Source organism: Luteimonas sp. AC640a, from assembly GCF_979256585.1.
Window position 1 is genome coordinate 18,331 of sequence record NZ_CEEDOV010000018.1, and the last position, 24,621, is coordinate 42,951.

28 protein-coding genes are annotated in these 24,621 nt (G+C 67.8%); 13 read left to right on the plus strand and 15 right to left on the minus strand.

The window, feature by feature from the left end; all coding sequences use genetic code 11:
- Nucleotides 1-21: 21 nt before the first annotated feature.
- Nucleotides 22-2,562, minus strand: a complete 2,541-nt coding sequence (locus ACZ9YD_RS13565; RefSeq protein ID WP_465075797.1) for a TonB-dependent receptor — start codon at nt 2,560-2,562, stop codon at nt 22-24.
- 164 nt (nt 2,563-2,726) lie between these two features.
- Between ACZ9YD_RS13565 and upp the strand changes: the two genes are divergently transcribed.
- The gene (upp, locus tag ACZ9YD_RS13570) at nt 2,727-3,359 is read left to right on the plus strand and encodes a uracil phosphoribosyltransferase (RefSeq protein ID WP_465075799.1); all 633 of its coding nucleotides are present in this window, start codon (nt 2,727-2,729) and stop codon (nt 3,357-3,359) included.
- Nucleotides 3,360-3,404: 45 nt separating this feature from the next.
- Here the strand turns inward: upp and ACZ9YD_RS13575 are convergent, their stop codons facing one another.
- From ACZ9YD_RS13575 to rsmD, 7 genes are all read right to left on the minus strand, one after another.
- The gene (locus ACZ9YD_RS13575) at nt 3,405-3,812 is read right to left on the minus strand and encodes an MAPEG family protein (protein WP_465075801.1); all 408 of its coding nucleotides are present in this window, start codon (nt 3,810-3,812) and stop codon (nt 3,405-3,407) included.
- The gene (locus ACZ9YD_RS13580; RefSeq protein ID WP_465075803.1) at nt 3,809-4,717 is read right to left on the minus strand and encodes an MBL fold metallo-hydrolase; all 909 of its coding nucleotides are present in this window, start codon (nt 4,715-4,717) and stop codon (nt 3,809-3,811) included. The genes ACZ9YD_RS13575 and ACZ9YD_RS13580 overlap by 4 nt, the downstream gene beginning before the upstream one ends.
- A gap of 46 nt (nt 4,718-4,763) precedes the next feature.
- On the minus strand, nt 4,764-6,548 hold the full coding sequence (gene ggt / locus ACZ9YD_RS13585) for a gamma-glutamyltransferase (protein WP_465075804.1): 1,785 nt from the start codon (nt 6,546-6,548) through the stop codon (nt 4,764-4,766).
- A complete protein-coding gene (locus tag ACZ9YD_RS13590; protein WP_310151105.1) occupies nt 6,545-6,799 on the minus strand; it encodes a YfhL family 4Fe-4S dicluster ferredoxin in 255 nt (84 codons plus the stop codon). The genes ggt and ACZ9YD_RS13590 overlap by 4 nt, the downstream gene beginning before the upstream one ends.
- Nucleotides 6,800-6,957: 158 nt before the next feature.
- Nucleotides 6,958-7,509, minus strand: coding sequence for a hypothetical protein (locus tag ACZ9YD_RS13595; protein ID WP_465075805.1), 552 nt, complete (start codon nt 7,507-7,509; stop codon nt 6,958-6,960).
- Between the two features lie 41 nt (nt 7,510-7,550).
- Entirely contained in the window at nt 7,551-8,045 is a 495-nt protein-coding gene (gene coaD / locus ACZ9YD_RS13600) for a pantetheine-phosphate adenylyltransferase (protein ID WP_232137019.1), read from the minus strand.
- A 75-nt stretch (nt 8,046-8,120) separates the two neighbouring features.
- Complete coding sequence (gene rsmD, locus ACZ9YD_RS13605; RefSeq protein WP_465075806.1) at nt 8,121-8,732, minus strand: 16S rRNA (guanine(966)-N(2))-methyltransferase RsmD; 612 nt, start codon at nt 8,730-8,732, stop codon at nt 8,121-8,123.
- A gap of 81 nt (nt 8,733-8,813) precedes the next feature.
- Here rsmD and ftsY point away from each other — a divergent pair, with 81 nt between their 5' ends.
- Genes ftsY through ACZ9YD_RS13625 form a run of 4 tightly spaced genes read left to right on the plus strand, consistent with a single transcriptional unit; the run spans nt 8,814 to nt 12,776 of the window.
- Complete coding sequence (gene ftsY, locus ACZ9YD_RS13610) at nt 8,814-10,118, plus strand: signal recognition particle-docking protein FtsY (protein WP_465076043.1); 1,305 nt, start codon at nt 8,814-8,816, stop codon at nt 10,116-10,118.
- Nucleotides 10,115-11,422, plus strand: coding sequence for an AsmA family protein (locus tag ACZ9YD_RS13615; RefSeq protein WP_465075807.1), 1,308 nt, complete (start codon nt 10,115-10,117; stop codon nt 11,420-11,422). The genes ftsY and ACZ9YD_RS13615 overlap by 4 nt, the downstream gene beginning before the upstream one ends.
- Nucleotides 11,419-12,498 carry an A/G-specific adenine glycosylase gene (gene mutY / locus ACZ9YD_RS13620; RefSeq protein ID WP_465075808.1) on the plus strand — a complete coding sequence of 360 codons (1,080 nt, stop codon included), beginning with the start codon at nt 11,419-11,421 and terminating at the stop codon, nt 12,496-12,498. The genes ACZ9YD_RS13615 and mutY overlap by 4 nt, the downstream gene beginning before the upstream one ends.
- 2 nt (nt 12,499-12,500) lie before the next feature.
- The gene (locus tag ACZ9YD_RS13625; RefSeq protein ID WP_310236905.1) at nt 12,501-12,776 is read left to right on the plus strand and encodes an oxidative damage protection protein; all 276 of its coding nucleotides are present in this window, start codon (nt 12,501-12,503) and stop codon (nt 12,774-12,776) included.
- Here ACZ9YD_RS13625 and ACZ9YD_RS13630 read toward each other — a convergent pair.
- A complete protein-coding gene (locus ACZ9YD_RS13630) occupies nt 12,752-13,225 on the minus strand; it encodes a DUF6491 family protein (RefSeq protein ID WP_465075809.1) in 474 nt (157 codons plus the stop codon). The genes ACZ9YD_RS13625 and ACZ9YD_RS13630 overlap by 25 nt on opposite strands.
- A 158-nt stretch (nt 13,226-13,383) precedes the next feature.
- On the opposite strand from ACZ9YD_RS13630, the gene murU reads away from it, so the two are divergent.
- The gene (murU, locus tag ACZ9YD_RS13635; RefSeq protein ID WP_465075810.1) at nt 13,384-14,109 is read left to right on the plus strand and encodes an N-acetylmuramate alpha-1-phosphate uridylyltransferase MurU; all 726 of its coding nucleotides are present in this window, start codon (nt 13,384-13,386) and stop codon (nt 14,107-14,109) included.
- Between the two features lie 75 nt (nt 14,110-14,184).
- Here murU and hda read toward each other — a convergent pair whose 3' ends face one another.
- Genes hda through ACZ9YD_RS13650 form a run of 3 tightly spaced genes read right to left on the minus strand, consistent with a single transcriptional unit; the run spans nt 14,185 to nt 17,180 of the window.
- Nucleotides 14,185-14,886, minus strand: a complete 702-nt coding sequence (hda, locus tag ACZ9YD_RS13640; RefSeq protein WP_465075811.1) for a DnaA regulatory inactivator Hda — start codon at nt 14,884-14,886, stop codon at nt 14,185-14,187.
- A 7-nt stretch (nt 14,887-14,893) separates the two neighbouring features.
- The gene (locus ACZ9YD_RS13645) at nt 14,894-16,078 is read right to left on the minus strand and encodes an AI-2E family transporter (protein WP_465075812.1); all 1,185 of its coding nucleotides are present in this window, start codon (nt 16,076-16,078) and stop codon (nt 14,894-14,896) included.
- A 34-nt stretch (nt 16,079-16,112) separates the two neighbouring features.
- Nucleotides 16,113-17,180: a DUF2066 domain-containing protein gene (locus tag ACZ9YD_RS13650; RefSeq protein WP_465076044.1), complete on the minus strand. Its 1,068-nt coding sequence runs from the start codon at nt 17,178-17,180 to the stop codon at nt 16,113-16,115.
- Nucleotides 17,181-17,353: 173 nt separating this feature from the next.
- Here ACZ9YD_RS13650 and purM point away from each other — a divergent pair, with 173 nt between their 5' ends.
- Genes purM through ACZ9YD_RS13675 form a run of 5 tightly spaced genes read left to right on the plus strand, consistent with a single transcriptional unit; the run spans nt 17,354 to nt 20,974 of the window.
- Nucleotides 17,354-18,397, plus strand: a complete 1,044-nt coding sequence (purM, locus tag ACZ9YD_RS13655) for a phosphoribosylformylglycinamidine cyclo-ligase (RefSeq protein WP_465075813.1) — start codon at nt 17,354-17,356, stop codon at nt 18,395-18,397.
- On the plus strand, nt 18,351-18,872 hold the full coding sequence (locus tag ACZ9YD_RS13660) for a hypothetical protein (RefSeq protein WP_465075814.1): 522 nt from the start codon (nt 18,351-18,353) through the stop codon (nt 18,870-18,872). Before purM ends, ACZ9YD_RS13660 begins: the two co-directional genes overlap by 47 nt.
- Nucleotides 18,869-19,525 (plus strand): phosphoribosylglycinamide formyltransferase, encoded by a 657-nt coding sequence (gene purN / locus ACZ9YD_RS13665; RefSeq protein ID WP_465075815.1) that lies wholly within the window; start codon nt 18,869-18,871, stop codon nt 19,523-19,525. Before ACZ9YD_RS13660 ends, purN begins: the two co-directional genes overlap by 4 nt.
- Nucleotides 19,449-20,258, plus strand: coding sequence for a DUF3108 domain-containing protein (locus ACZ9YD_RS13670; RefSeq protein ID WP_465075816.1), 810 nt, complete (start codon nt 19,449-19,451; stop codon nt 20,256-20,258). The genes purN and ACZ9YD_RS13670 overlap by 77 nt, the downstream gene beginning before the upstream one ends.
- 17 nt (nt 20,259-20,275) lie before the next feature.
- Nucleotides 20,276-20,974: a DUF3108 domain-containing protein gene (locus ACZ9YD_RS13675; RefSeq protein ID WP_465075817.1), complete on the plus strand. Its 699-nt coding sequence runs from the start codon at nt 20,276-20,278 to the stop codon at nt 20,972-20,974.
- A 70-nt stretch (nt 20,975-21,044) separates the two neighbouring features.
- Here the strand turns inward: ACZ9YD_RS13675 and ACZ9YD_RS13680 are convergent, their stop codons facing one another.
- The 3 genes from ACZ9YD_RS13680 to ACZ9YD_RS13690 are packed head-to-tail and all read right to left on the minus strand — an operon-like array spanning nt 21,045 to nt 22,855.
- A complete protein-coding gene (locus ACZ9YD_RS13680; RefSeq protein WP_465075818.1) occupies nt 21,045-21,341 on the minus strand; it encodes an EF-hand domain-containing protein in 297 nt (98 codons plus the stop codon).
- 3 nt (nt 21,342-21,344) lie between these two features.
- Nucleotides 21,345-22,604 (minus strand): UDP-N-acetylglucosamine 1-carboxyvinyltransferase, encoded by a 1,260-nt coding sequence (gene murA, locus ACZ9YD_RS13685; RefSeq protein ID WP_465075819.1) that lies wholly within the window; start codon nt 22,602-22,604, stop codon nt 21,345-21,347.
- The gene (locus tag ACZ9YD_RS13690) at nt 22,604-22,855 is read right to left on the minus strand and encodes a BolA family protein (RefSeq protein ID WP_232137043.1); all 252 of its coding nucleotides are present in this window, start codon (nt 22,853-22,855) and stop codon (nt 22,604-22,606) included. Before ACZ9YD_RS13690 ends, murA begins: the two co-directional genes overlap by 1 nt.
- 163 nt (nt 22,856-23,018) lie before the next feature.
- Between ACZ9YD_RS13690 and ACZ9YD_RS13695 the strand changes: the two genes are divergently transcribed.
- Together ACZ9YD_RS13695 and ACZ9YD_RS13700 are read left to right on the plus strand one after the other, a co-directional pair.
- Nucleotides 23,019-24,020 (plus strand): KpsF/GutQ family sugar-phosphate isomerase, encoded by a 1,002-nt coding sequence (locus ACZ9YD_RS13695; protein ID WP_465075820.1) that lies wholly within the window; start codon nt 23,019-23,021, stop codon nt 24,018-24,020.
- A 40-nt stretch (nt 24,021-24,060) separates the two neighbouring features.
- Nucleotides 24,061-24,618 (plus strand): KdsC family phosphatase, encoded by a 558-nt coding sequence (locus ACZ9YD_RS13700; RefSeq protein ID WP_465075821.1) that lies wholly within the window; start codon nt 24,061-24,063, stop codon nt 24,616-24,618.
- Nucleotides 24,619-24,621 lie beyond the last annotated feature (3 nt).

Consider the following 24,621-nt stretch of genomic DNA (forward strand, 5'->3'; position numbering starts at 1 on the left):
ACGCGCACCACCGGCGGGACATCAGAAGCGCAGCTTCACGCCTGCGGCGTAGGTGCGGCCGTAGAGCTCGTTCTGCAGCGTGTGGGCCGGCGTGCCCTGGTACAGCTCCAGGGGCTCATCGAGCAGATTCGACGCTTCGAAATAGAAGCCCCAGCGATCGTCGACCTTGTAGTCGAGGCTGAAATCGAGTTGGGTGTTCTCGGCCACCCAGATGTCGAAGTCGCTGTCGCTGCTGTCGACGGCGTCGATGTACTCGCTGCGGCGCACCGCCGCGATGCGCGTGCTCAGACCGCCCGTCTCGTAGCCGATGTGGGCGCTGTACAGGCGATCCGACGCATTGGGCAGAGTGAAGCTGCGGCCGTTGATCTCGTACTCGGTGTCCAGCCAGGTCGCGCTGAGCCCCAGCAGCAGACCGTTGTGGAAATGCTGCTGCCAGTTCATCTCGGCGCCGTAGACCGTCGCCTTGTCACCGTTGACCGGCATGGTCACGTCGAAACCCTGGTACTGCGGATTGTCGCGCGTGGTCACGTCGACGATGTAGTCGTCGATGTTCTTGTAGAACAGGCCGGCGGACACGATGCCGGTCTCACCCAGGTAGCGCTCGATGGAGATGTCGAAGTTGCGCGACTTGTAGGGATCCAGTTCGGGATTGCCCAGCTCCACTTCCTCTTCGTCACGGTTGATCCGGGTGCGGGGCGAGATGTTGCCGAACGACGGACGCGCGATGGTGGTGGTGTAGGCGCCGCGCATCACCCAGTCGTCCATGTCGTAGCGCATGTGCAGGCCGGGCAGCACGCTGGTGTAGCTGCTGGAGACATTGCGCGTGGTGATGGAATCGATCGTCTCCTCGTCCGCGAGGTCGACGACGTTGCCGGTGGCCGCGAATTCGGTGCGCTCGACGCGGGCGCCGGCGATCACGCGCAGGCGTTCGAAATCCATCGTGGCCATCAGGTAACCGGCCAGGATGTCCTCGCTCGCCACGTAGTCCTCGATCAGCGAGATCTCGGTATTGGCTGCCTCATCCTGCGGACGCGCGCTGTACTCGGAGAGGCGGTCACGCAGATAACCGCTCATCGCGCTCGAACTGATGCCATCGCCCATGTTGCCGTGGGTGTAAGTCGGCGACCCCGTGGTCCAGCTGCCGAGGTTGATGTCCGGGCCGCGACGCAGCTCGTGCTCGTCGATGTTGACGTCGCGGTCGCGCCAGCGTCCCAGCAGGCCCGTCTTCCACGTCACCAGATCGCCGGCGAAGGTGAAGTTCACCTGCGCGCTGTACTCCTCGTCATCCACCCAGATCGGTGCGACGACGAAGCGGTTGAACGCGTAATTGTCGTTGTCCAGCCAGCCACCGGCCGGACTGTCGCTGATGACGTAGCGCGGAATCGGATGCGACGTGTCCATCAGGATGGACACGTCATCGTCGCCGTCGTACTCGAAGCGGGCCTCGACTTCGTCCAGCACGCGTTCGCGGGTCTTCGTGAAGCCCAGCTTGTATTCCACGGCCGAGCCGGCGCCGAAGCGGTTCTCGCCGCCCGCACTCACGGTGAACGTGTCTTCTTCCTTGGTGCGGAAACGCACGCGGCGGCTGAAGTCGTTCGGATCGATCCCCTCGACGATGTAGCTGCCATCCGCATTGGTCGTGATGTCGCCCTCTCCCACCGGGATGATGCTGTTCTGGCGGGTCTCGGCGTCGGTGAAATCGGTGTACAGCGTGCGCAGGTAGTAACTGTTGCCCTGGCTTGGACGCCAATCCAGATTGAGGTTCAGGCCGGTGCGCTCGCGGTTGATGCTGTACTTGCGCTGCTGGATCTCGATCGGGGTGAGGCCCTCGCGCTCGTCCACCTTGTCGTATTCGACCTCGATGTTGTCCGACTCGTACGTGCGGTCCTGATAGCTCACGCCCAGCGCAACGCCGAAGGCACCGTCGGCGAAGATGTCGCTGTAGTTGAACGCGCCCTTGGGGCTGGTCTCGCCGCTCAGGCTCTGATGGCTCATTTCGGCACGGGCGCGGATGTTCCGGCCGTCGCGGTCGAACGCGGACGCCGATTCCACGAGGATCGCACCACCGATGGCGTCGCCCGGCATGTCCGGCGTCGGCGCCTTCACCACCGTCAGGCGCTCGGTGGACTCGGACGGGATCACGTCCAGCGGCGCCGCGCGGCTGGAATCTTCCGGCGTGCCGATGGCGACACCGTCGACGCTGACGCTGTTGAACGCTGCGTCCAGGCCGCGGATCACGACGAAGCGGCCCTCGCCCTGGTCGCGGGTCACGCTGATGCCCGGCAGGCGCGACAGCGATTCGCCGACGTTCTTGTCCGGGTACTGTCCCATCGAGTCCGATGCCACCGTGTCCTGGATCGCATCGGACGCGCGCTTGAAATCGATCGCGCGCATCTGCGACTCGAGTTGTGCGCGGACTTCGAGTGTGTCGAGATCCACCGGATCGGCGAGCGCACTGCCATCCGGCGACTGGGTGGAGGTCTGCGCGTGCAGGGGAAGCGACACGGCGCCTGCAGCCAGCACGAGCGCGATTGCGACGTGCAGCGGATGGGGATTCGACATGGAAAGTTCCGGCGTTGAGAGGGTGAACGTCGGGTGCGTACGCTATGTCCGTTGCGTGTCATCACGGTGACAGCTGAATGGACAATTGCGTGCGGGGCGCATCGCGCGACGACGCGCTGCAAGGTTTCCGTCACACTTCCATCGATGCCCTGCAGGGAAACACCATGAAAACCGTCGAAGTCCGTCATCCGCTGGTGCAGCACAAGCTCGGCCTGATGCGCCGCGCCGACAACAGCACGAAGACCTTCCGCGAACTGTCGGCGGAAGTCGCGACGCTGCTGACGTATGAGGCCACGGCGGATCTGGAAACCGAGGACGCCGAGGTCGAGGGCTGGGCCGGCACCGTGCGCGTGCGCCGCATCAAGGGCCGCAAGATCACCTTGGTGCCGATCCTGCGCGCGGGCATCGGCATGCTGCCGGGCGTGCTCGATCTCATCCCGGCGGCCAAGGTCAGCGTGGTCGGCATCAAGCGCGACGAGGTTTCGTTCGAAGCGGTGCCCTATTACGAGAATCTGGTCGGCGACATGGCCGACCGCACCGCGCTGATCCTCGATCCGATGCTGGCGACCGGCGGCACGCTGATCGCGACGGTGTCGATGCTCAAGGCCGCAGGCGCGAGCCGCATCAAGGGCCTGTTCCTGGTCGCCGCGCCGGAAGGTCTGAAGGCGCTGGAAGCGGTGCATCCGGATGTCGAGGTCTACACCGCCTCGATCGACGAACGCCTCAACGAGAAGGGCTACATCCTGCCCGGCCTCGGCGATGCAGGCGACAAGATCTTCGGCACGCGGGTGGACTGAAGCGCGGTGACAGGCGCGCGCGAACGCGCGCCTGCGCAAACACCGTCAGGCAACGATCATCGCGCCGATGACGAAACGCCAGATGCCGAACCCCGCCATCACCAGCAACGTCGCGAACGTCAGCAACGCGCCGCTCGCACGGCCGAACGAATAACCGGCTGATCCACCCAGCCCGATCGCATGCAGCACGCGTGCGACCAGCAGCGCGATGCCGAAGGTCCACAGCAACGCGGTGTTGATCGCCGCCAGTTCCAGCAGGGCGAGCAGCAGCAAGCCCAGCGGCACGTACTCGACGAAGTTGGCATGCACGCGCACCTTGCGCGACAGGGCTTCGTCGCCGCCCGTGCCGATCCCGATCTTGTGCACGTTGCGGTGCAGGACCACGCGGATCGTCAGCACGAGGTACAGCAGCACGTGCAGCGATGCGATGAGAAGCGAGATGCGTGGCGTCATGGTGTGGTCTCGAAGGGGTGCTGCAGGGAACGCGCGGCGAGTGCCACGGTCGGATGGATGGCGCTGAAACGACCGGCATCATCGCGCACGACCTGCACCAGTGCGACGTCGGGATCATGCGTCAGGAACAGGCGCACGCCGCGCTCGGCCATGTCGCTGAGGAAGGCCTGCTTCTCGTCGATGATCAGCTCGGGAAACCGGTCGTAGCCCATCGTGATCGGCACGTGCACCCATGACAGGCCTGGCACGAGATCGGCGCAGAACACCACGCCGCCGTGATGCACGCCGTCGTGCACGTCGGCGCCGAGGATTTCGGCCAGCATCATGCCGGGCGTGTGGCCGTCGCTGTAATGGAACTGCACCGCGTCGCCGAGCGAGGGTGCGTGCGCGCCTTCGATGAATTCCAGCCGGCCCGTGGCTTCGAGCAGCTCGCACAGGCCGGGAATGAAGCTCGCCCGGTCGCGCGCATGCGGACGCTTCGCGCGCAGCCAGTGCGGCGTGGACAGCACGAAGGTCGCGTTCGGAAACAGCAGTTCTGGCGTACCGCCTTCGGACCACGGTGCCAGCAGGCCGCCGGCGTGATCGAAATGCAGATGACTCAGCACCACGACATCGATGTCGGTGTGCGAGAACCCCGCGTCGCGCAGCGAATCGAGCAGCATGTGCCTGTCTTCCTGCACGCCGAAGCGCGCACGCAGCTTCGGTTCGAAGAACGCACCAATGCCGGTTTCGAACAGCACGGTCTTGCCGTTGAGCGGCGTCGCGAGCAGGCCGCGCGTCGCGAGCGGAATGCGGTTGAGATCGTCGGGCGTGGCCCACTGCGTCCACATCGCGCGCGGCGCGTTGCCGAACATCGACCCGCCGTCGAGCTTCTGGGTATTGCCCTGGATCGACCACAGCTTCATGACGCCCTCCCGCGTCAGACCGGTGGCCGATTGTAGGCGCAGCCGCTCAGCGCGCGACCGCTTCCACCTTCGCCGAGCCAACCGGATTGCGCGGATCACTGCCGCCGGTGAGCGTGCCGTTCGCGCGGTTCCATTCAATGGTCTGCAGGTTGCCCCAGACGTGGCTGGACCCGCGGCCACCCGCGGCGCGATCGCCGGGCAGATCGACCGTGTGGCCCATCGCGCGCAGCTTCGCCGCGGTGTCGGCAGAGAACGCATCGGACTCGGCCGAGATCGTGTCCGGCATCCACTGGTGGTGGTAGCGCGGCAACGCGGCGACCGACTGCGCGTCGAGGCCGGCGTCGTAGCCGAGGATGCCCAGCAGCACCATCGTGATGATGCGGCTACCGCCGGGCGTGCCGAGTACGGCCACGCGATCGTCGGAGACGAGGAAGGTCGGCGTCATCGAGCTCAGCGGACGCTTGCCGGGCTTCGGCGCATTCGCATCGAAACCCATCACGCCGAACGCATTCGGCACACCGGGCTGCAGGGCGAAATCGTCCATCTCGTTGTTGAGCAGCACGCCGGTGCCGGGCGCGACGAGGCCGCTGCCGAACAGCAGGTTGACCGTCTGCGTGACCGCCGCGCGGTTACCGGCGGCATCGACGATCGAGAAGTGCGTGGTCTCTTCGTCTTCCAGCGGAGTGGGATCACCCGACAGCAGATCGCTCGGCGTCGCCTTCGCCGGATTGATCGTCGCGCGCAGGCCGGCGGCGTAGTCGCGGCTGAGCAGCGTGCGCTGCGGAATCTTCACGAAATCCGGATCGCCCAGATAGAAGGTGCGGTCGCGGAATGCGCGGCGCATCGACTCGACGACGAGGTGGGTGCGCGCGGCATCGTCGAGCTTGGTCAGATCGTACGGCTCGAGGATCTGCAGCATCTGCGCCATCGCGATGCCGCCCGACGACGGCGGCGGCGCGGTGATCACGTCCCAGTCGTGATAGCGGAAGCGGATCGGCTCGCGCTCCACCGCCTTGTAGGCGGCCAGGTCCGCAGCCGTCCATTCACCGCCTTCTGCATTGACGCCGGCGACGAGCTTCGCGCCCGTCTCGCCACCGTAGAACCCGTCGAAGCCGCGCTCGGCCAGCAGGCGCAGCGTGCGCGCGAGATCGGGCTGGCGGAAGGTGTCACCCTCTTTCGGCGCCTGCCCATCGGCGAGGAACACCGCGCGCGTACCGGGGTAGCGCTCCATCACCGCGCGACGCGACTGATACCCGCGTGCGAAACGCGCGTAGACCGGGAACCCTTCTTCGGCGATGCGGATCGCCGGCGCCAGCGACTGCGACAGCGGCAAGGCGCCATAGGTCTCGGCGATATGCACGAACGCCGCAGGCAGGCCCGGGATGCCGGATGACCAGGGCCCGTTCTCGGCGCGATCGCGGTCGAAGCTGCCGTCCGCCTTGCGGTAGCGGTCCGAGTGCGCACTGGCCGGTGCGGTCTCGCGCGCGTCGACGAAGATGTCGCGGCCGGTTCTGGTGTCGTGCAGCAGGAAGAAGCCGCCGCCACCGAGGCCGGACGAGATCGGCTCGACCACCGACAGCACCGCCGAGGTCGCGATCGCCGCATCGAAGGCATTGCCACCCTCGCGCATGACCTGCAGGCCGGCCTCGGTCGCCAGCGTGTGCGCCGAGGCGACCGCATTGCCGGGCGGCGTCGCCGTGTTCTGCACGGCGCTGGCCGCAGGCGCGTCCGGCGCACGGACGTCGCGTGCACAGGACGGCGCGACCGCGAGCAGCAGCATCGACAGCAGCAGCGCCGGCATGCCGGCGAACGCGAAGCGGGAACGGCTCATGACGCCTCCTGCTGCAGACGCGCCAGCTTGGCGAGCAACTGCACCTGGGTTTCGGGGATATCGGGATCGGGGTCGATACATTCGACCGGGCAGACGACCACGCACTGCGGCTCGTCGAAGTGGCCCACGCATTCGGTGCAGCGGGCCGGATCGATGACGTAGATCGTCTCGCCCTGCGCGATCGCCTGGTTCGGGCAGGCCGGCTCGCACACGTCGCAGTTGACGCAGAGCGCGTTGATCTTCAAGGACATGTGCGCATTGTAGAGGGTGCGCCGTGGCGCCGGCGTTCCATCGGTGGAACTCGGCCCACCGCGCGCCCTTCAGATACGACAACACCACCGGGCCTGCGCGCGGTGGCGTTGTCGGAGAACGGCGGGCCGGAGATGCCGGCCGCCTTCGAAGCGGTGGATCAGACGGCGTTGTCGATGAACACGTACTGCGAACCGGTCGGCTCGACGACGGCCTTGACGCGCTCGCTGTCCGCTGCGCTGCCGATGAACAGCACCCGCACGCCATTCATCGTGCCGGCACCGACCTTGGCGAACGAAGCGACGGTCAGATCGGCCGTGCGCTTCGAATCCAGGCCCGCGAAGATCAGCAGGTTGCCGCGGGTGATGCCGCGGGCGACGTCCTGCTCGGCCTTCTCGAGCAGACGCTCGTACGCACCGTCGACCGGGGTCGACAGCGTCGGGTCACCGTCGGCGGTCGTGGCCTCCGCGGGCGGCGCATCGGCAGCAGGCGCGGGCGCCGGCGGCACCAGATAGACGTAGGGCGAGTTGTTGACGCCTTCCATGTGACGGCCGGCCACATCGTTGAGATAGGCGTTCCACGCCGTCTTGTCCTCGGTGGTGGGCACCGCGACCGGCGCGGCTTCGACCTGCTGCGGCTCTTCCTTCTTGCCACAGGCGATGACCGGCAGGACGAGGCAGGCGATCAGCATTGCGCGGGTGATGGACTTCATGGCATTCCCTCTTTGTGTTCTCTGGTGTTTGATGGGCAACGTCAGCGTTGCGAGTGTTTGCGCAATGCGCGATCGACAGCGGCGGGCACGAAGCCCGACACGTCACCGCCGAGACGCGAGATCTCGCGCACCAGCGTGGAGGAGATGAAGCCGTACTGCTCGGCCGGGGTGAGGAACAGTGTTTCGACATCCGGAATCAGATGCCGGTTCATGCTGGCGAGCTGGAATTCATACTCGAAATCCGACACCGCGCGCAGGCCGCGCAGCAGCACACCGGCGCCGACCTCGTGCACGAAGTGCGCGAGCAGCGAGTCGAAGCCGATGACCTCGACATTGGTGTGGTGGGCGGTCGCGACGCGGGCGAGTTCGACGCGCTCTTCGAGTGTCATCGCCGGGCGCTTGGCCGGACTTTCGGCGATGCCGACGATCAGTTTCTCGAACAGCGGCGCGGCCCGGTCGACGAGGTCGACGTGGCCGTTGGTGATCGGATCGAAGGTCCCGGGATAGACCGCGATGCGGTGGCGGCTCGCACTCATGGCTTGCGTTCGCTGTCGAAGGAATCGGATGGAACGTGGCGCGGGCGGCAAGTGTAGCAGCGGCGCGCGCGGCGATCAGCCGGCGCGCCGGTACAGCGCGCAGAGCGCTTCGCGGGTCGCCAGCTCGCGGTGCAGCTGCCAGCCGGGCCCGGGTTGCGCTGGCCGCTGCGCCATCGATTCGACGTACAGCCAGGCGCCCGCCGCCAGCGCCGGCGCGAGCGCGGCGAAGGCCTGCGCCCACAGGTCGGCGGCGAACGGCGGATCGACAAAGGCGATATCGATGCTGCCGGCCGGCAACGCGCCTGCCATCGACACCGCATCGCCCCGCTGGACCGAGACCACCTCGCCGCCGGACAGCCGCGCCGCGGTTGCGGTCAGGGCAGCGGCGAGTCCGAGGTCGCGTTCGATCAGCACCGCGCTGGCCGCGCCGCGCGAGACGGCCTCAAGCCCGAGCGCACCGGTGCCGGCGAACAGATCGAGCACGCGCGCACCGGGCAGCACCGGCAGCAGCCAGTTGAACAGGGTCTCGCGGACCCGGTCCGAGGTCGGACGCAGCCCGGCGACATCCGGCACATCCAGACGCGTGCCGCGCCAGCGGCCGCCGACGATGCGCACTCGGCCCGGGCCGGTGTTGCGGTTGACGTTCGGTGACGACCTGCCCGAGCCGCCGTGACGAGGGGTCTTCATGCGTCTAGGCCCGCACGGGGCCGCTGAAAGTCGGGTGATACCATGCGCGCCATTCTCCCCCATCCAGGCTACGAAGGCCGCATGGTCAGCTGGTTCAAGCGCGACAAACCTTCCGACAAGCCCGAGGCCGACAGCGGCCGACGCCGCCTCAGCGCCGAAGAGATCGCTGCTGCGTTCGCGCCGCCCGCTGCGCCCGCACCTGCACCTGCGCAGCCGCCTGTCATTCCCCCGCCTGCGCCGACTGCTGCGCCTGATACGCAGGCCGTCGATCCGATCGCGACACCGCTGCAGCCGATTGATGCCGAGCGCCTGCCCGCCGATGCGGCGTTGCCGGTGACGGAGATCGCACCGGTCGTTCCCGAACCCGTTGCAACGGCCGCACCTGCGCCTCCTCCGCCCGCGTTCGTCGATCCGGCTGCGGCACTGGCCGACTACGTGTTCGCGAGCACCATGCCCGCCGCCGCGCCCGGCAAGTCCGGCTGGCGCGAACGTCTGGGCGGCAGCACGTTCGCGAAGAGCTTCGGCGGTCTGTTCTCCCGCAATCCGAAGCTCGATGAAGATCTGCTCGACGAGATCGAAACCGCGCTGCTGACCGCCGACGTCGGCGTCGCCGCGAGCACCGAACTGGTCGAGTCCTTGCGCAAACGCATGAAGGCGCGCGCGTTCGTCGATGCCAACGATCTGCTCAAGGCGCTGCGCGGTGACCTCATCGCGATGCTCGAGCCGGTCGCGAAACCGCTGGTCATCGACACGAACGCGAAGCCCTTCGTGATCCTGACCGTCGGCGTCAACGGCGTCGGCAAGACCACGACCATCGGCAAGCTCGCCAAGCGTTACAAGGACAAAGGCCACGCCTTGATGCTCGCGGCCGGCGATACCTTCCGCGCCGCTGCGGTGTCGCAGCTCAAGGCCTGGGGCGAACGCAATGGCGTGCCCGTGGTCGCCCAGGGCCAGGACGCCGATCCGGCCGCGGTCGCATTCGATGCGCTGCAGGCGGCGAAGTCGCGCGGCACCGGCATCCTGATCGCCGACACCGCCGGCCGTCTGCACACGCAGCAGGGCCTGATGGCGGAACTCGGCAAGATCCGTCGCGTGCTCGGCAAGATCGACCCGACCGCGCCGCATGAAGTGTTGATGGTCATCGACGGCACCACCGGTCAGAACGCGCTGTCGCAGCTGCGCCAGTTCAATGCGGCGGCGCAGGTCACCGGCCTGGTCGTGACCAAGCTCGACGGTACCGCCAAGGGCGGCGTGGTGTTCGCGCTGGCCCGCGAGTTCGGCATTCCGATCCGCTTCGCCGGTATCGGCGAGCGCCCAGAAGACCTGCGCGTGTTCGACGCCGAAGCGTTCGTCGACGCGATGCTGCCGGAGACGCTGGGGACGTGAGCACGACCGCGTCGGCGCCGGAATCATCGGCGCCGCGGCGCCTGCGCTGGTTGCGCGTGCTGCTGATCGCGCTGGTGCTGGCGATCGTCGCCGCGCTGCTGGTGCAGCTTCTGTTGCCGCCGGAACGCGCCCTGCGCCTGGTGCTGGCACGCCTCGAACCCACGCTGGGTCTGCGCATCACATTCGATGGTGATGTCGAATACCGCCTGCGCGGCACGCCGCAACTGATCGTGCGCAAGGTCAGCATTGCCGCACCCGGATCGGACACATCCGACGTGCCGATGCTGCAGGCCGAACGCGTACTGCTGTCGTTGCCGTGGAAGACCATCCGCAGCCGCGGCACCGATCTGGAAATCACCCGCGTCGAACTCGATGCCCCGCGTCTGCACCTGCCGTCGCTGCTGCGCTGGCTGGATGGGCGTCCACCGGGCGACAGCAAGGTGCCCGCGATCACCGACGGCGTGCACATCGTGCGCGGACGCCTCGACGGCGATGGCTGGACCATCGATGGATTCGCGCTGGAGCTGCCTGCGCTGCACGCCGATCGTGCGCTCGACGCGCAGATCAGCGGCACCGCACATCTCGATGCGCTGCAGGCACCGTTCCAGCTGCACCTGCACGCCGATCGCGCGGTCGATGCACGCGATCTGCAGGTGCGCGGCACGCTTGCGCTGATCCACGCGACTGGCCGGCTCGACACCACGCTGCAGGCCGACGCCACACGCATCGACGCCGACATGGCCGGCTTCGCACTGTCGCCGTTGCGCATCGCGATGGAGGCCCGCTGGCAGGGCGCGCAGGACACCGATCCGCTGCCGTTCGTGCTTGGCCTGCACGGTGCACTGCATGTCGGTGTCGACGGTGACGTGCTGGGATTCGCACCCATGGGTATTGCCCTGCGCGGCGAAGGTGTGGTGCCGGATCTCGTCGCCGGCGGCCGCGTGGCGCTCGGCGAACGACTCGACGTCACACTCGACGGGCACATCGCACGCTGGCCGGATGCATGGCCGGCGCTGCCGCCACCGCTGTCGGACTCGACGCAACCGCTGCCGTTCGCGCTGCGCTATGACGGCCCGGCGGATGCATCGGCGCCGATCGCACTGCGACTCGAACACGCACATGCGCGCTTCGAGGGCGAGGCGCGGATCGCGGCGATGCTCAGCTGGTTCGACGCATTCTCTACCGGCTCACCACTGCCGCCGCTGCGCGGACACCTGACCGCCGATCGCGTCGAAGTCTCCGGCGCGGTGCTGGAAGGCGTCGAGATCATCTTCGACGCCGGTAGCGGAGACACACCGCCGTGATCGCCCGCACCGATTACGCGACGCGACTGCTGGCGTGGTTCGACGTGCACGGCCGCCACGATCTGCCGTGGCAGCACCCGCGCACGCCGTATCGCGTGTGGCTTTCGGAAATCATGCTGCAGCAGACCCAGGTGCGGGTGGTGATTCCGTACTTCGAGCGCTTCGTCGACGCGCTGCCCGATGTGCGCGCACTGGCCGCCGCGCCGCAGGACACCGTGCTCGCGCTGTGGTCGGGCCTCGGCTACTACGCCCGCGCGCGCAATCTGCACGCCGCGGCGCAGCGCTGCGTTGAACTGCACGATGGCGATCTGCCACGCGATCTCGACGCCCTGCTCGCCCTGTCCGGCATCGGCCGCAGCACGGCCGGCGCGATCCTGTCGCAGGCCTGGGGCGATCCGTTCCCGATCCTCGACGGCAACGTCAAACGCGTGCTCGCCCGGCGCCACGCCGTCGAAGGCTGGCCCGCGCAGCCCAAGATCGAGAAGCAGTTGTGGGCGATCGCCGCAACGTTGCTGCCGGACACGCGACTGGCCGACTACACCCAGGCGCAAATGGATTTCGGCGCGACGCTGTGCACGCGCCACAACCCGGCCTGCCTGTTGTGCCCGGTCAATGAAGATTGCACCGCGTTCGCGCAGGGGCGCGTCGACGAACTGCCGACGCCGCGGCCGACCAAGACCTTGCCCGAGCGCGAGGCCAGCGTGCTGCTGCTGGAAGACGGCAAAGGCCGCGTGCTGCTCGAGAAGCGCCCGCCGACCGGCATCTGGGCGTCGTTGTGGTCGCTGCCGCAGGCCGAGGACGACGCGTGCGCGCTCGATTGGCTGCGCGCGCACGCACCCGGTCTCGTCGATGCTGTCGATCTCGATACGCCGCGACGTCTGCTGCCGGTGCAGCACGGTTTCACCCATTTCAAGCTGCGCCTGCAGCCGCTGCACTGGTCGGGTCTCCCGGCCCGTCACCGTGTGGGCGACAATGACCGACTGCGCTGGGTGGCACGCGACGAACTCGCGGCGCTCGGCATTCCCGCCCCGATCCGCACGCTGCTGCTCGCGCCGCGCATCGCCCTGGAGGATTGACCATGAGCCGACGCGTCTTCTGCGTCCACGACCAGACCGAAACCGACGGCCTGGATTTCATTCCCTGGCCCGGCGAACTCGGCAAGCAGGTCTTCGCCGAAATCGGCAAGCCGGCCTGGGCGCGCTGGCTGGCGCACCAGACCATGTTGATCAACGAGAACCGGCTGTCACCGCTGGATCCCAAGCACCGCGCCTTCCTCGAAGGCGAGATGCGCAAGTACCTCTTCGAACGCCAGACCGGCAGCGTCGCCGGCTACGTGCCCGCGTCCGACGCCTGATCCATCGCAGGCGCGTCCGCGGGATTGCGCTTCTCGGCCGCGCGGATCGCCTTGATGTCCAGCGGACGGATCTGCTGGATGTGGCACGGGATATTGACCGCTGCGCGGCTGCGCACCAGCACCTTGTCGAAACGCGCATTGACGCGGCTCATGTTGCTGGTCAGACCGATCGCCGACGTGGATGTCAGATCCTGGCACCGTCCGGACAGATCCAGCAGCCAGGCCTCGCTCGGGCGCGTCCACACCGCGAGTGCCGAATCACCGAGCGGCGTCCAACCGTTGATGGACCCGAAATAGCGGAAGTGATTGACCGCTTCTCCGGAATGCGCGTCATAGAGCGCGTACTTCTCCGCATCGGTGGTGCGCGGAAAGGTCCCGCAGGCGGCGAGTGCGAGGACCGCGAGTAGCGCTGCTGCGCTGCGAAGACGGCGGCGGACGGTCGAGACCATGACGGGCTCCTGCGGATGCACGATTGCGGAGATGCGTCGATGATGCGCCCGGCATGTGCCGCGCACCCGGCAATGCGCTGATGACGTTCAGCCGCGGGCCGGCTCGCCGGCACTCCGGCTGACGGTTACGCTGTCGCGCCCGCCCTGCTGGATCCACCGTGCCGAACGCGACCGCACCCGCCCGCCATCGCCAGGCCCTGATCTTCGCCGCGGGTCTGGGCGAGCGCATGCGGCCGCTGACCGACACCACGCCCAAGCCGCTGCTCGCGGTTGGCGGCAAGCCGCTGATCGTCTGGCATCTTGAAAAACTCGCCGCGCTCGGCGTGCGCGATGTCGTGGTCAACGTGTCCTGGCTCGCCACCCGCTTCGAACCGACGCTCGGCAACGGCAGCCGCTGGGGACTGCGGCTGCACTACTCGCACGAAGGCGCGCCGCCGCTCGAAACCGGCGGCGGCATGCTGCACGCGCTGCGTCTGCTGGACGATGCGCCCTTCATCGCCGTTAACGGCGACATCTGGAGCGATTACGACTTCGCGCAGCTGCCGGCCGAACCTGCCGGCGATGCGCATCTGGTGCTCGTCGACAATCCCGCGCACAACCCCACAGGCGACTTCGCGCTGGACGGCGTGGATGTGCGAAGTGACGGCGCGTCGAAGCTGACGTTCTCGGGGATCGGCGTCCATCGCCCCGCGCTGCTGCAAGACTGGCGCGACATCATCGGCAGCGCGCCCGGCGTCGATCTGGAACCGCCGCGATTCAAGCTGACGCCGTTGCTGCGCGCGGCAATGGCGAACGGTCGCGTGACCGGCGCGCATCATCCGGGGCGCTGGACCGATGTCGGAACGCCCGAGCGGCTGGCGCAGCTGGATGCAGCGTTGGCCTGAGTGTTCTCGCGAGAGCAAAGCGATGGGTTTCGATGCGCTCTACCCAATCTACGAAGGCTTTCGCCAACCGCGCGCTCAGTCGAGCGCCAGCACCTGGCGCACGAACGGCACGGTCAGCCTGCGCTGCGACGCGAGCGACGCATGATCGAGGCGATCCAGCAGCGCGGTGAGCGCGGGAAGGTCGCGATCGTGGCGGCGCAGCAACCAGTCGATGGTCGCGGCGTCGACCTGCAGTCCACGGCGTTCGGCGCGTAGCCGCAGCAGATCGTGGCGGCCGGTGTCGTCGAGCACCGGCAGCGGCACGCGGATGCACTGCCCCAGTCGCGAACGCAGATCCGGCAGTCCAAGCGCGAGCGCGTCGGGCGAAGCCGATGCGGTGTAGAACACCGCGCGACCTGCGTCGTGCAGGCGGTTGTGCAGATCGAACAACGCGACCTCGTCGTCGCGATCGCCGGCGATCGCATCGACATCGTCGATTGCGACCAGATCGTGGCCGTCGAGCGCCTGCGCGGCGTCACGCAGCCGACCGGCGATCCCACGCAGCGGCAGATAGACCGCGCGTCGGCCCAGCCGGTCCGCTTCCGCACACAACGCGATGGCGAGATGGGTCTTGCCGGTACCCGATCCACCTTCGACGTACAGCCCGCGACGCACGCCAGCGAGCGCGAAGTCGCGCAACTGCGGCAGCAGCGCGGTGTCGGTGGCGACAAAGGTTTCGAGCCGCTGGTCCGGCGGATACCGGAGCGCCAGCGGCAGTTGGGGCGATGGGCCACTCATCTCCGGCTCAACGCTCGACGTCCGCACCCTCGGCGCCGGTCACGATGATCACCGGGCGTTGCGACGCGGCCGCGCCTGCGATCTCGATCTCCGGCGTTTCGCCAGCGTAGAGGCGACTGTGCGTGTAGCGCTCGTGTGCGTAGCGCAGCAGCACGTTGCCGACAGCAGCGACCGGCAATGCCAGCAACATGCCGAGGAAACCGAACAACTGGCCACCGGCCAGCACCGCAAAAATCACCGCGACCGGATGCAGACCGATGCGATCGCCGACCAGACGCGGCGTCAGCACGTAGCTTTCCACCAGCTGGCCAATGGTGAACACCACGCCGATCAGAATGATCAGCTGCCAATCGAAGCCCTGCGCCTGCACGATCGCCGCGATCACGGCGAGCAGGATGCCGACGGTCGCACCCAGATACGGAATGAAGCTGATCAGGCCGGCGACCATGCCGATCAACAGGCCCAGACGCAGACCCACCACGGACATGCCGACCGCGTAGATCGCGCCCTGCCCCAGCATCACCAGGAACTGGCCCCGCAGGAAGCCGCCGAGCGAATCACTGGTCTCGATCGCCAGGCGGGTCGCGGTGTCGATGTGATCGCGCGGGATCAGGGCGGCGACGCGCTCGACCAGCAGGTCCCAGTCACGCATGAAATAGAAGGCCAGGATCGGCACCAGCACCAGGTTGATGACCAGCGCAAGAATCGCGAAGCCCGAGCGCGACACGTAAGCCAGCACCGTCGCAGCAACGCCGCCGGCCTGCTGCCAGTGCCCGCGGATCAATTCGATCATGCGGTCGGTATCGAGCCACGACATGATCTCATAGCCGGTGCGCTGCTCGATCCACGGCAGCGCGGTGCCGAGCAACCAGTCGCGGTATTGCGGCAGGCTGTCGATCAGGGTGACGATCTGACGTTCGATCATTGGCACCAGGATGATCAGCACCAGCGCCAGCAGCAGCGTCATCAGCAGGAACACCAGCGTCACCGCGACCGCGCGCGAACGGCCACGGCGCTCGAGTCGATCAACCAGCGGATCGCCCAGCCAGCCAAGCAGCAGCGCGAGCACAAACGGGGTGAGGATCGGGCCGAGCAGCCAGATCACGTAGCCGACGGCGAACGCCACCAGACCCCATTGCAGGCGCTTGAGGAAACGCGCGATGTCGGCGTTCGCGGGGTCGGTCTGGATCATCAGTGGCGGTCCGTGCGGTGCAGCGGGGAAAGAATCAACGCAGATGGAACACGGGCGTGACGCCCTCGATGTTGCCTTCGGCTTCCACGAACACATTCTCGTCGGCCATGCGGCGGAAGCCGGTCAGGCCGGTCAACAGATCGAGCTGCACCTCCAGCCCCAGCGGCGTCGCCCGGACCGGACGGATGCCGCGCACCACCGACATGCGCTGCAACTGCGCGGACAGCTTGATGTAGTCGGCGCTGCTGTTGATGCCGGAGAACACGATCGCCTGCGTCGAGGGCGCGCCGGTGGGGCTGGTGCGCGCATAACGCTTGGTCAATGCATCGGCCGCGCCGTCGGCGCCGCTGGCGAGCGTGCGCCGGGCATCGGCGCCGGTCTCGCTCCAGCGCGCGAGAACGCGCCCGCTGTCGACGAAGATCCAGTCCGCTTTCCAGCCCGCGCCGTCGCGATAGAGCTTGCCGATCAGCTGCATCGGCGGGTTGTAACGCGCCGAAATGCGCGCGACCGACGCCGTGTCGCCGCGCCAGATCGCACCCACCGCGGCCTGTTCGGCGGCATTGCCGGACGGCAGGCCCAAACGGTAGCCGCGCTCGATCGCACGCTGCAACGTCGGACGGGCCACGTTGTTCTGCTGCAGCGCGACCAGACGCGGGCCGGAGCCGTCATCGATCGCCAGCCACATCACCGGCTTGGGTCGCGGATCCGGCCACACCGGCAGGCCCAGCGCACCAGCCACCGCATCGATGTCGGCTTCGCGGAAGCGCACAACCAGCGTGGTGGTGAAGGTCGGCGAGCCGCGCGAGGACACGCCCTCGTCCTGGCGATAGTCGTAACCCTCGACGTACTGGGCGGCGCGGCGGAGTTCCTGCGACACACCCGGGCGCTGGACCGCATTGCGGTCACCCGACAGCTTGCCGAGCACCTGCGCCAGCGCGCGCGTGAAGCCGGCCTCGCGCTCGGATTCGCTCTGGCTGCGCACTGGAATCTCGGCCGCATACAGGCCGACGGCCGCGGCCCGGTCGCCTTCCACGCGCTGCGCGAAGGCGGTCCCGGACACGGCTAACGTGCCCAACAATGCGGCCAGCAGCCACGTCATCATGTCCAACGAGCGCTTCTGGCGGTGCATCCGGCAAGTCCTGGATCGGGGCGTCATCGAGGCGCGATGGTGCCATAAACGATGCGGACGGTCCGTGGCGACGCCGACACGCAGGCCACGACTGCAAGCCGGCCGGCTGCTAAAATCCGCAGTCTTCCCGCCTTGCGACGGCTGCCGTGACCGCTCCCACTCCCCTGACCTACCGCGATGCTGGCGTCGATATCGACGCAGGCAATGAACTCGTCGAACGCATCAAGCCGCTGGTCAAGCGCAGCTTCCGGCCCGAGGTCATGGGCGGCCTGGGCGGTTTCGGCGCGCTGTTCGACCTTTCGGGCAAGTACCGGGAGCCGGTGCTGGTCTCCGGCACCGACGGTGTGGGGACCAAGCTCAAGCTGGCCCAGCAGTTCGGCCGCCACGACACGATCGGCATCGATCTGGTTGCGATGTGCGTCAACGATGTGCTGGTGCAGGGCGCCGAGCCGCTGTTCTTCCTCGACTATTTCGCCACCGGCAAGCTCGACATCGACACCACCGCGTCGGTCATCGGCGGCATCGCCCGCGGCTGCGAGCTGTCGGGCTGCGCGCTGATCGGCGGCGAAACCGCCGAGATGCCGGACATGTATGGCATCGGCGAATATGACCTGGCCGGCTTCACCGTCGGCGCGGTCGAGAAATCCGAGCTGCGCGACGGCAGCAAGGTCCAGGCCGGCGACGTACTGGTCGGCATCGCGTCCAGCGGCCCGCACTCCAACGGCTACTCGCTGATCCGCCGCATCTTCGAACGCGCCGGCCGCCCCACCGACATCGAAGTCGGCGGCGTGAACCTGGTCGATGCGTTGATGGCGCCAACCACGCTCTACGTGAAGCCGGTGCTGGAGCTGCTGCGCGGCGAACTCGGTCCGCAGCTGCACGCAATGGCCCACGTCACCGGCGGCGGCCTGACCGAAAACATCATCCGGGTCATTCCGGACGGCCTCGGCCTGACGATCGATGCGTCCTCGTGGCCGCAGCCGCCCGTATTCGAATGGCTGCAGCGCGAAGGCGCGGTGGCCGATCACGAAATGTGGCGCACGTTCAACTGCGGCATCGGCTTCGTGCTGGTGGTGCCGGCCGACAGCGTGGCCGCGTTCGGTGGCGCGCTCGATGGCCTGGATCTCGCCCACTGGACGATCGGTGAAGTGGTCGAAGCCGGCGACGGCGATCGCGTCCGCATCGGCTGATTCCGGCGCCGTGTCGGCCGGATCCGAACCCGCGTCTCCATACGCGCCGCCGGCGACGGCATCGCCGGCGCTGCGCGTGCCGGTGTCGCCTGCCGCAGCGTCCAGTCAGCTGCGCACGCTCGGCGTGCTGCATCACATCCTCGGGGGCCTCTCGCTCGCTGGCGCCGTGGCTTTTGGCATCATTCTGGTGTTCGGTTTCACCCAGGAAGCCGCCGAAGGCTTCACCGATCCCGTCGGCAAGGCGACGATCGCGGTCTTCGGGGTGCTGACCATCGGCTCGCTGATCGGTGGCGTGCTGTGCATCTGGTCCGGCCTGCATCTGCTGCGGCACACGCGCGCCGGCCTGTGCACGACGGTCGCCGCGCTGCTCTGCCTGCATGTGCCGCTCGGCACCGCGCTGGGCATCGCGACGCTGGTGATCCTGCAGCGCCCCGACACACGTGCCCTTTTCGACGTCGCGGGCGCACGCCGATGACGCTGCGACTGGCGGTGCTGGCCTCGGGCCGCGGCAGCAATCTGCAGGCGATCCTCGATGCTATCGCCGTCGGCACGCTGGACGCCGAAGTCATCGGCGCCTGGTCCGACCGCAAGGACGCACAGGCGCTGGTGCGCGCCCGCGACGCCGGCCTGCAGGCGCATGCGATCCGACCGCGCGATTTCGCCGACCGCGCCGCGCACGACGCCGCGCTGTTCGGCGCCCTCGATGCCGCAGGGCCCGACCTGATCGTCTGCGCCGGCTACATGCGCCTGATTGGCGCCGAGGTCATGACCGCGCGCGCTGGCAGGATTATCAACATCCATCCTTCGCTGCTGCCCGACTTCAAGGGCCTGCACACGCACCAGCGCGCGCTCGATGCCGGCGTGCCGGAGCACGGCGCCAGCGTGCATTACGTGACCGCCGAGCTCGACGGTGGCCCGGTGATCGCGCAGGCGCGGGTGCCGGTGCTGCCCGGCGACGATGCCGAGACGCTGTCGGCGCGCGTGCTGGGCCGGGAACATCCGCTGCTGCTGGAGACATTGCGCTGGATCGCCGCCGGCCGTGTGCGGCTGCATGAAGACGGCGTTCATGTCGACGGCGCACGCGTCGCTGCGCCGCTTCAGCTGGCAGCCACCGACCGGTTCGCATGATGCCCGTCCTATGCGCGCCCTCCTCTCTCTGTTCGCCACTGCCCTGCTGATCGTCGCGTGGCCCACGGCCGCGCGCGGCGCCGGACTCGAGCCGTTCGTCGCGACCTACGATGCCTGGTACGAGGGCAAGCAAGCCGGCACCGCAACAATGCGGCTGCAGCCGCGGGGCACGCAGTGGCAAGTGGATCTCGGCATCCGCGGTAATCGCGGTTTCGCCGGCATCCTCGGTCTGAATCTGGAGCAGGACACGCTGTTCGATGTCGTCGGCACCGTCTATCGCCCGCTGCGTCAGAGCACCACGCGCAAAGCCGCGGTGTTCTTCAACCGAAAGGTCGAGGGCGTTTACGACTGGTCCAACAACGTCGCCCGTTGGACCGGCGATCTGAGCAAGCGGCGCCGCGAACCCGTGCCGTTGCAGCCCGGCGACATGAGTGCGCTGCTGATCAATCTGGCAGTGATGCGCGACGCCGCACCCGGCGTCGCGCTGCAATACCGGTTCGTTGACGGCGGCCGCGTGCGCCAGCACGCGTACCAGGCGGCGGCCGAGCCGGAGCTCGTGCAGGTTGGCGACATCAGCTACTCGGCACTGCGCGTTTCACGAACCAACGGCGGCAATGACGAGATGATCATCTGGGTGGCGGACGGCGTCCCGACGCCCGTCCGGATCCTGCAACGCGAAAATGGCGAGGACGCGGTGGACCTGCGCCTGGTCGAATACCAAGGAGCACCCTAATGAAGACACGAGCCCCCATGACCCGACTGCTGACCGCCACCGGCGCCGCCCTGCTCGCCCTTGCTGCGCTCCCCGCGCTGGCGATCGAGCCGTTCTCCGCGACCTACCAAGCCAACTACATGGGCATGCGCGCGCAAGCGAACATGAACCTTGTGCAGGAGGGCGGTAGCCGCTGGAAATACGACCTGCAGGTCGCCGGTGCCGGCGCGCGTCTGGAACAGACGACCACGTTCGAAGCGAACGGCGAGCAGTGGCGGCCGGTGTCGAGCAGCGATTCGCAGCGCGGTGAATCCGGACTCGCTGCGATGCTGATGAAGAACCGCGAGCTCAACACCACCTATGACTGGAACGCGGGCGAAGCGCGCTTTGCGGGCGATGTGCGCGACGGCCAGAGCGGTCCGGTGAAGCTGCAGACCGGTGATCTCGACGGCATGTTGATGAACCTCGTGCTGGTGCGCGACGTGCAGGCGGGCAAGTCTCCGCTGCGCTATCGCTTGGTCGAAGACGGCCGCGCCAAGCGCCAGCTGTTCGAACGCCAGGGCACCGAGCAGGTGACCGTGGGTGGCCGTTCGATGGAAGCCACCAAGGTTGTGCGTACCGACGGACGTCGCGAGATCATCGCGTGGATCGTCGACGACATGCCGGTGCCGGCGCGTCTGCTGCAGCGCCGGGACGGCAAGGACCACATCGACATGCGCCTGCAGTCGGTCAACTGATCCGCGCATCGCATCATGCAAAAGGCCCCGCATCGCGGGGCCTTTTTTTGTGGGTTGCGGCGACCGCGCTTCAAGGCACGGTTTCGGTCCTGCACTCCACCCGGATCGATTCGGACGATCCACGCCGGCGGTAATCGACGCAACTGCGTTGGCCTGCCTGCGTCCGCACAGCGGTGACGGTGAAGAATCCCTGCAGGACCTCGCCACGGGTCAGCTCGCCATCCTCGTTCCAGTCCATCTCCTTAAACGGCATGCCGCTGAGCGCCGCCGCATTCGTGTAACGCATCCAGCCCAGTGCGAGCAGCAACACCGCCACGGTCGCGAACAACGCGATGCGGCGGTTCGACAACCGACCCTTGAACGCCATGGCCTACTTCACCCGCCGGATGCGCGCGCCGAGCCCGGAAAGCTTGCGTTCGATGTGTTCGTAGCCGCGATCGAGGTGGTAGATGCGGTCGATCGTCGTATCGCCGTCGGCTACCAGACCGGCGAGGATCAGCGACGCCGATGCGCGCAGATCGGTCGCCATCACCGGTGCGCCACTGAGGCGCTCGACACCGCGCACGCTGGCGCGCGGACCGTCAATGTCGATCTCCGCGCCCAGTCGCATCAGCTCGCTGACATGCATGAAACGGTTTTCGAAGATCGTCTCGTCGATCGTGCCGGTGCCTTCGGCGACACAGTTCATCGCCATGAACTGCGCCTGCATATCGGTCGGAAACCCGGGGTGCGGCGCGGTGACGATGTCGATCGCCCGGGGGCGACGGCCCTGCATGTCGACGGTGATGCGGTCGCCGTCGATTTCGACCGTCGCGCCGGCATGGCGCAGGCGTTCGATCACTGCACCGAGTGTGTCCGGACGCGCGCCGACTGCCGTCACGCGGCCACCGGTCATCGCCGCAGCGACCAGGAACGTGCCGGTCTCGATGCGATCAGCGACCACCGCATGGGTCGCGCCATGCAGACGCTCGACGCCCCGCACTTCGATGCGCGAAGTACCGGCGCCACGGATGTCGGCGCCCATCGCGATCAGGCATTCGGCCAGATCGACGATCTCCGGCTCGCGCGCGGCGTTGTCGATCAGGGTCGTGCCGTCGGCGAGCGTCGCCGCCATCAACACGTTCTCGGTCGCGCCGACGCTGATCGTTTCGAACACCACGTGGCCGCCGCGCAGGCGCTCGGCCTGCGCGCGTATGAACCCGTGTTCGACGGTGATCGTCGCGCCCAGCGCCTCGAGCGCCTTGATGTGCAGATCCACCGGGCGCGCGCCGATCGCGCAGCCGCCGGGCAGCGAGACCTCCGCCGCGCCGTACTTGGCCAGCAGCGGGCCGAGCACGAGGATCGACGCGCGCATTGTGCGCACCAGTTCGTACGGCGCGACGTGGCTGGTGACGCTGCGCGGATCAACGGTCACGCGCCCGTTGTCGACGTCGTGCTCGACGCCGGCGCCGAGGCCCGAGAGCAGCTTGGTCGTCGTCAGCACATCGTGCAGATGCGGCACATTGGTGACTTCGACCGGCGCATCGGCGAGCAGGGTCGCGCACAGGATCGGCAGCACCGCGTTCTTGGCGCCCGAAATGCGCACCTCGCCCTGCAGCGTGGCGCCGCCGGTGACGATGATCTTGTCCATCAGCCCTGCCCTGCGCCGGCGGCCGCGTGTTCGTCGGGTGTCTTCGTATTGAGCGCGAGCGCGTGGATCTCGCGGCCCATCAGCGCGCCGAGCGTCGCGTACACCATGCGGTGCCGCGCAAGCGGAAGCTTGCCGGCAAAGGCGGGCGAGACGACCAGCGCTTCGAAATGCACGCCGTCGTCGCCCTGCACGTGCACCACGGCGTCGGGCAGACCCTGCTGGATGAGGTCGGTGATGGTCTGGGTATCCAAGAATCGGGTCCTGTGGCCGCGCTGCCGGGCCGTGAACGTCGCTAAGCGCGCTGCGTGAAGCGCGGATGAGCCGTCATCGCCGACGCCGCCTGTCGCAGGGCATTCACGCCGGAAAGCGCATAAAATGAATGGCTTAGCCTAACGGAAAAGCCCTGTGCCGGATATGGTCGATCACCCTCGCGAAGTTGCCGCTGCCCGCTCCGATTTCGCGGCCAGCGGACGCCGTGTCTTCGCAGTCGAGGTCGAAGGTCTGCAGGCGGTGGCGGACCGGTTGGACGGCGACTTTTCTGCCGCCTGCGCGCGAATTCTCGAATGTCGCGGCCGCGTGGTCTGCATGGGCATGGGCAAGTCCGGCCATGTCGCCCGCAAGATCGCCGCAACCTTTGCGTCGACCGGCACCCCGGCGTTCTACGTGCACCCGGGCGAAGCCGGCCACGGCGACCTGGGCATGATCACCGACGCCGACGTGGTGCTGGCGCTGTCGTATTCGGGCGAGTCCGACGAGATCCTGATGCTGCTGCCGGTGCTCAAGCGCCAGGGCAATGCGTTGATCGCGGTGACCGGCCGCGCGAACTCGACGATGGCCGCAGCCGCCGACATCCATCTCGACATCAGCGTGCCGGCAGAGGCCTGCCCGCTGGCACTGGCGCCGACGGCCAGTACAACGGCCTCCCTGGCGATGGGCGATGCGCTCGCGGTGGCGCTGCTCGAAGCGCGCGGCTTCACCGCCGACGACTTCGCCCGTTCGCATCCGGCCGGCGCGCTCGGCCGTCGCCTGCTGCTGCATATCCGCGACGTCATGCACGGCGGTGGCGATATTCCGACCGTTTCCGCAGACGCCTCGCTGGCCGATGCGCTGCTGGAAATGAGCCGCAAGCGCCTGGGCATGACCGTGGTCGTTGACGACGCCCGACGCCTGATCGGTCTGTACACCGACGGCGATTTGCGTCGCACGCTGACCGACCCGGCTATCGACGTTCGCGATGCGCGGATCGCCGATGTCATGACCCGTGATCCGATCGCGATTGCCGCCGACGCCTTGGCCGTCGAAGCAGCGCGGCTCATGGAAACCCGCAAGATCACGATGCTGCCGGTCGTCGACGGCGATCGCCGCGTGGTCGGTGCCCTGAACATCCAGGACCTGCTGCGCGCCCGCGTGGTCTGAGCCGGCGCCCATTCATTCGATGCCCGATACTTTCCAGACCATGCCCGATACCTCTGCCCCCTTTGCCGATGTCTCCGATGCCGTGCTTGCCCGCGCCGCCCGCGTGCGCCTGGCGTGCTTCGACGTGGACGGCACGCTGACCGACGGCAGCCTGGCCTTCGATAGCGACGGCCGCGAGATCAAGACCTTCCACGTCCATGACGGCCAGGGCCTGGTGCTGCTGCGCAAGGTCGGCATCGCTGTGGCGCTGGTGACGGCGCGCAAGGGCGGCATCGTGGAGCGCCGCGCAGCGGATCTTGGCGTCGAGGCGCATGTGCACGTGGCCGACAAGCGCGAGCGGGTCGAATCGCTGTGCGCCGCACTCGGAGTCACGCTGGAAGAAGTCGCCTTCATGGGCGACGACCTCGCCGATGTCGGCGTGATGCGCGCGGTCGGTTTCGCCGTCTCGCCGGCCGATGCGCACGCCTGCGCCGGCGACAGCGCCCACTGGCGCACCCGCGCAAATGGCGGCCGCGGCGCGGGGCGCGAACTGTGCGATCTGATCCTGCACGCGCAGGGTCGTCTGGCCGGCATCCATGCCGATGGACGGATCTCGTGAACT

Bases quoted from the DNA above. Each gene is read 5' to 3' on its own strand.
- ACZ9YD_RS13625 (WP_310236905.1), top strand. From the start codon at position 12,501: ATGAGCCGACGCGTCTTCTGCGTCCACGACCAGACCGAAACCGACGGC.
- ACZ9YD_RS13645 (WP_465075812.1), bottom strand. From the start codon at position 16,078: ATGATCCAGACCGACCCCGCGAACGCCGACATCGCGCGTTTCCTCAAG.
- ACZ9YD_RS13670 (WP_465075816.1), top strand. From the start codon at position 19,449: ATGAAGACGGCGTTCATGTCGACGGCGCACGCGTCGCTGCGCCGCTTC.
- ACZ9YD_RS13590 (WP_310151105.1), bottom strand. From the start codon at position 6,799: ATGTCCTTGAAGATCAACGCGCTCTGCGTCAACTGCGACGTGTGCGAG.
- ACZ9YD_RS13565 (WP_465075797.1), bottom strand. From the start codon at position 2,562: ATGTCGAATCCCCATCCGCTGCACGTCGCAATCGCGCTCGTGCTGGCT.
- ACZ9YD_RS13675 (WP_465075817.1), top strand. From the start codon at position 20,276: ATGACCCGACTGCTGACCGCCACCGGCGCCGCCCTGCTCGCCCTTGCT.
- ACZ9YD_RS13650 (WP_465076044.1), bottom strand. From the start codon at position 17,180: ATGATGACGTGGCTGCTGGCCGCATTGTTGGGCACGTTAGCCGTGTCC.
- rsmD (WP_465075806.1), bottom strand. From the start codon at position 8,732: ATGAAGACCCCTCGTCACGGCGGCTCGGGCAGGTCGTCACCGAACGTC.
- upp (WP_465075799.1), top strand. From the start codon at position 2,727: ATGAAAACCGTCGAAGTCCGTCATCCGCTGGTGCAGCACAAGCTCGGC.
- ACZ9YD_RS13695 (WP_465075820.1), top strand. From the start codon at position 23,019: ATGGTCGATCACCCTCGCGAAGTTGCCGCTGCCCGCTCCGATTTCGCG.
- ACZ9YD_RS13630 (WP_465075809.1), bottom strand. From the start codon at position 13,225: ATGGTCTCGACCGTCCGCCGCCGTCTTCGCAGCGCAGCAGCGCTACTC.
- ACZ9YD_RS13595 (WP_465075805.1), bottom strand. From the start codon at position 7,509: ATGAAGTCCATCACCCGCGCAATGCTGATCGCCTGCCTCGTCCTGCCG.
- purN (WP_465075815.1), top strand. From the start codon at position 18,869: ATGACGCTGCGACTGGCGGTGCTGGCCTCGGGCCGCGGCAGCAATCTG.
- murA (WP_465075819.1), bottom strand. From the start codon at position 22,604: ATGGACAAGATCATCGTCACCGGCGGCGCCACGCTGCAGGGCGAGGTG.
- ACZ9YD_RS13575 (WP_465075801.1), bottom strand. From the start codon at position 3,812: ATGACGCCACGCATCTCGCTTCTCATCGCATCGCTGCACGTGCTGCTG.
- ACZ9YD_RS13580 (WP_465075803.1), bottom strand. From the start codon at position 4,717: ATGAAGCTGTGGTCGATCCAGGGCAATACCCAGAAGCTCGACGGCGGG.
- ACZ9YD_RS13700 (WP_465075821.1), top strand. From the start codon at position 24,061: ATGCCCGATACCTCTGCCCCCTTTGCCGATGTCTCCGATGCCGTGCTT.
- hda (WP_465075811.1), bottom strand. From the start codon at position 14,886: ATGAGTGGCCCATCGCCCCAACTGCCGCTGGCGCTCCGGTATCCGCCG.
- ACZ9YD_RS13680 (WP_465075818.1), bottom strand. From the start codon at position 21,341: ATGGCGTTCAAGGGTCGGTTGTCGAACCGCCGCATCGCGTTGTTCGCG.
- coaD (WP_232137019.1), bottom strand. From the start codon at position 8,045: ATGAGTGCGAGCCGCCACCGCATCGCGGTCTATCCCGGGACCTTCGAT.
- ggt (WP_465075804.1), bottom strand. From the start codon at position 6,548: ATGAGCCGTTCCCGCTTCGCGTTCGCCGGCATGCCGGCGCTGCTGCTG.
- ftsY (WP_465076043.1), top strand. From the start codon at position 8,814: ATGGTCAGCTGGTTCAAGCGCGACAAACCTTCCGACAAGCCCGAGGCC.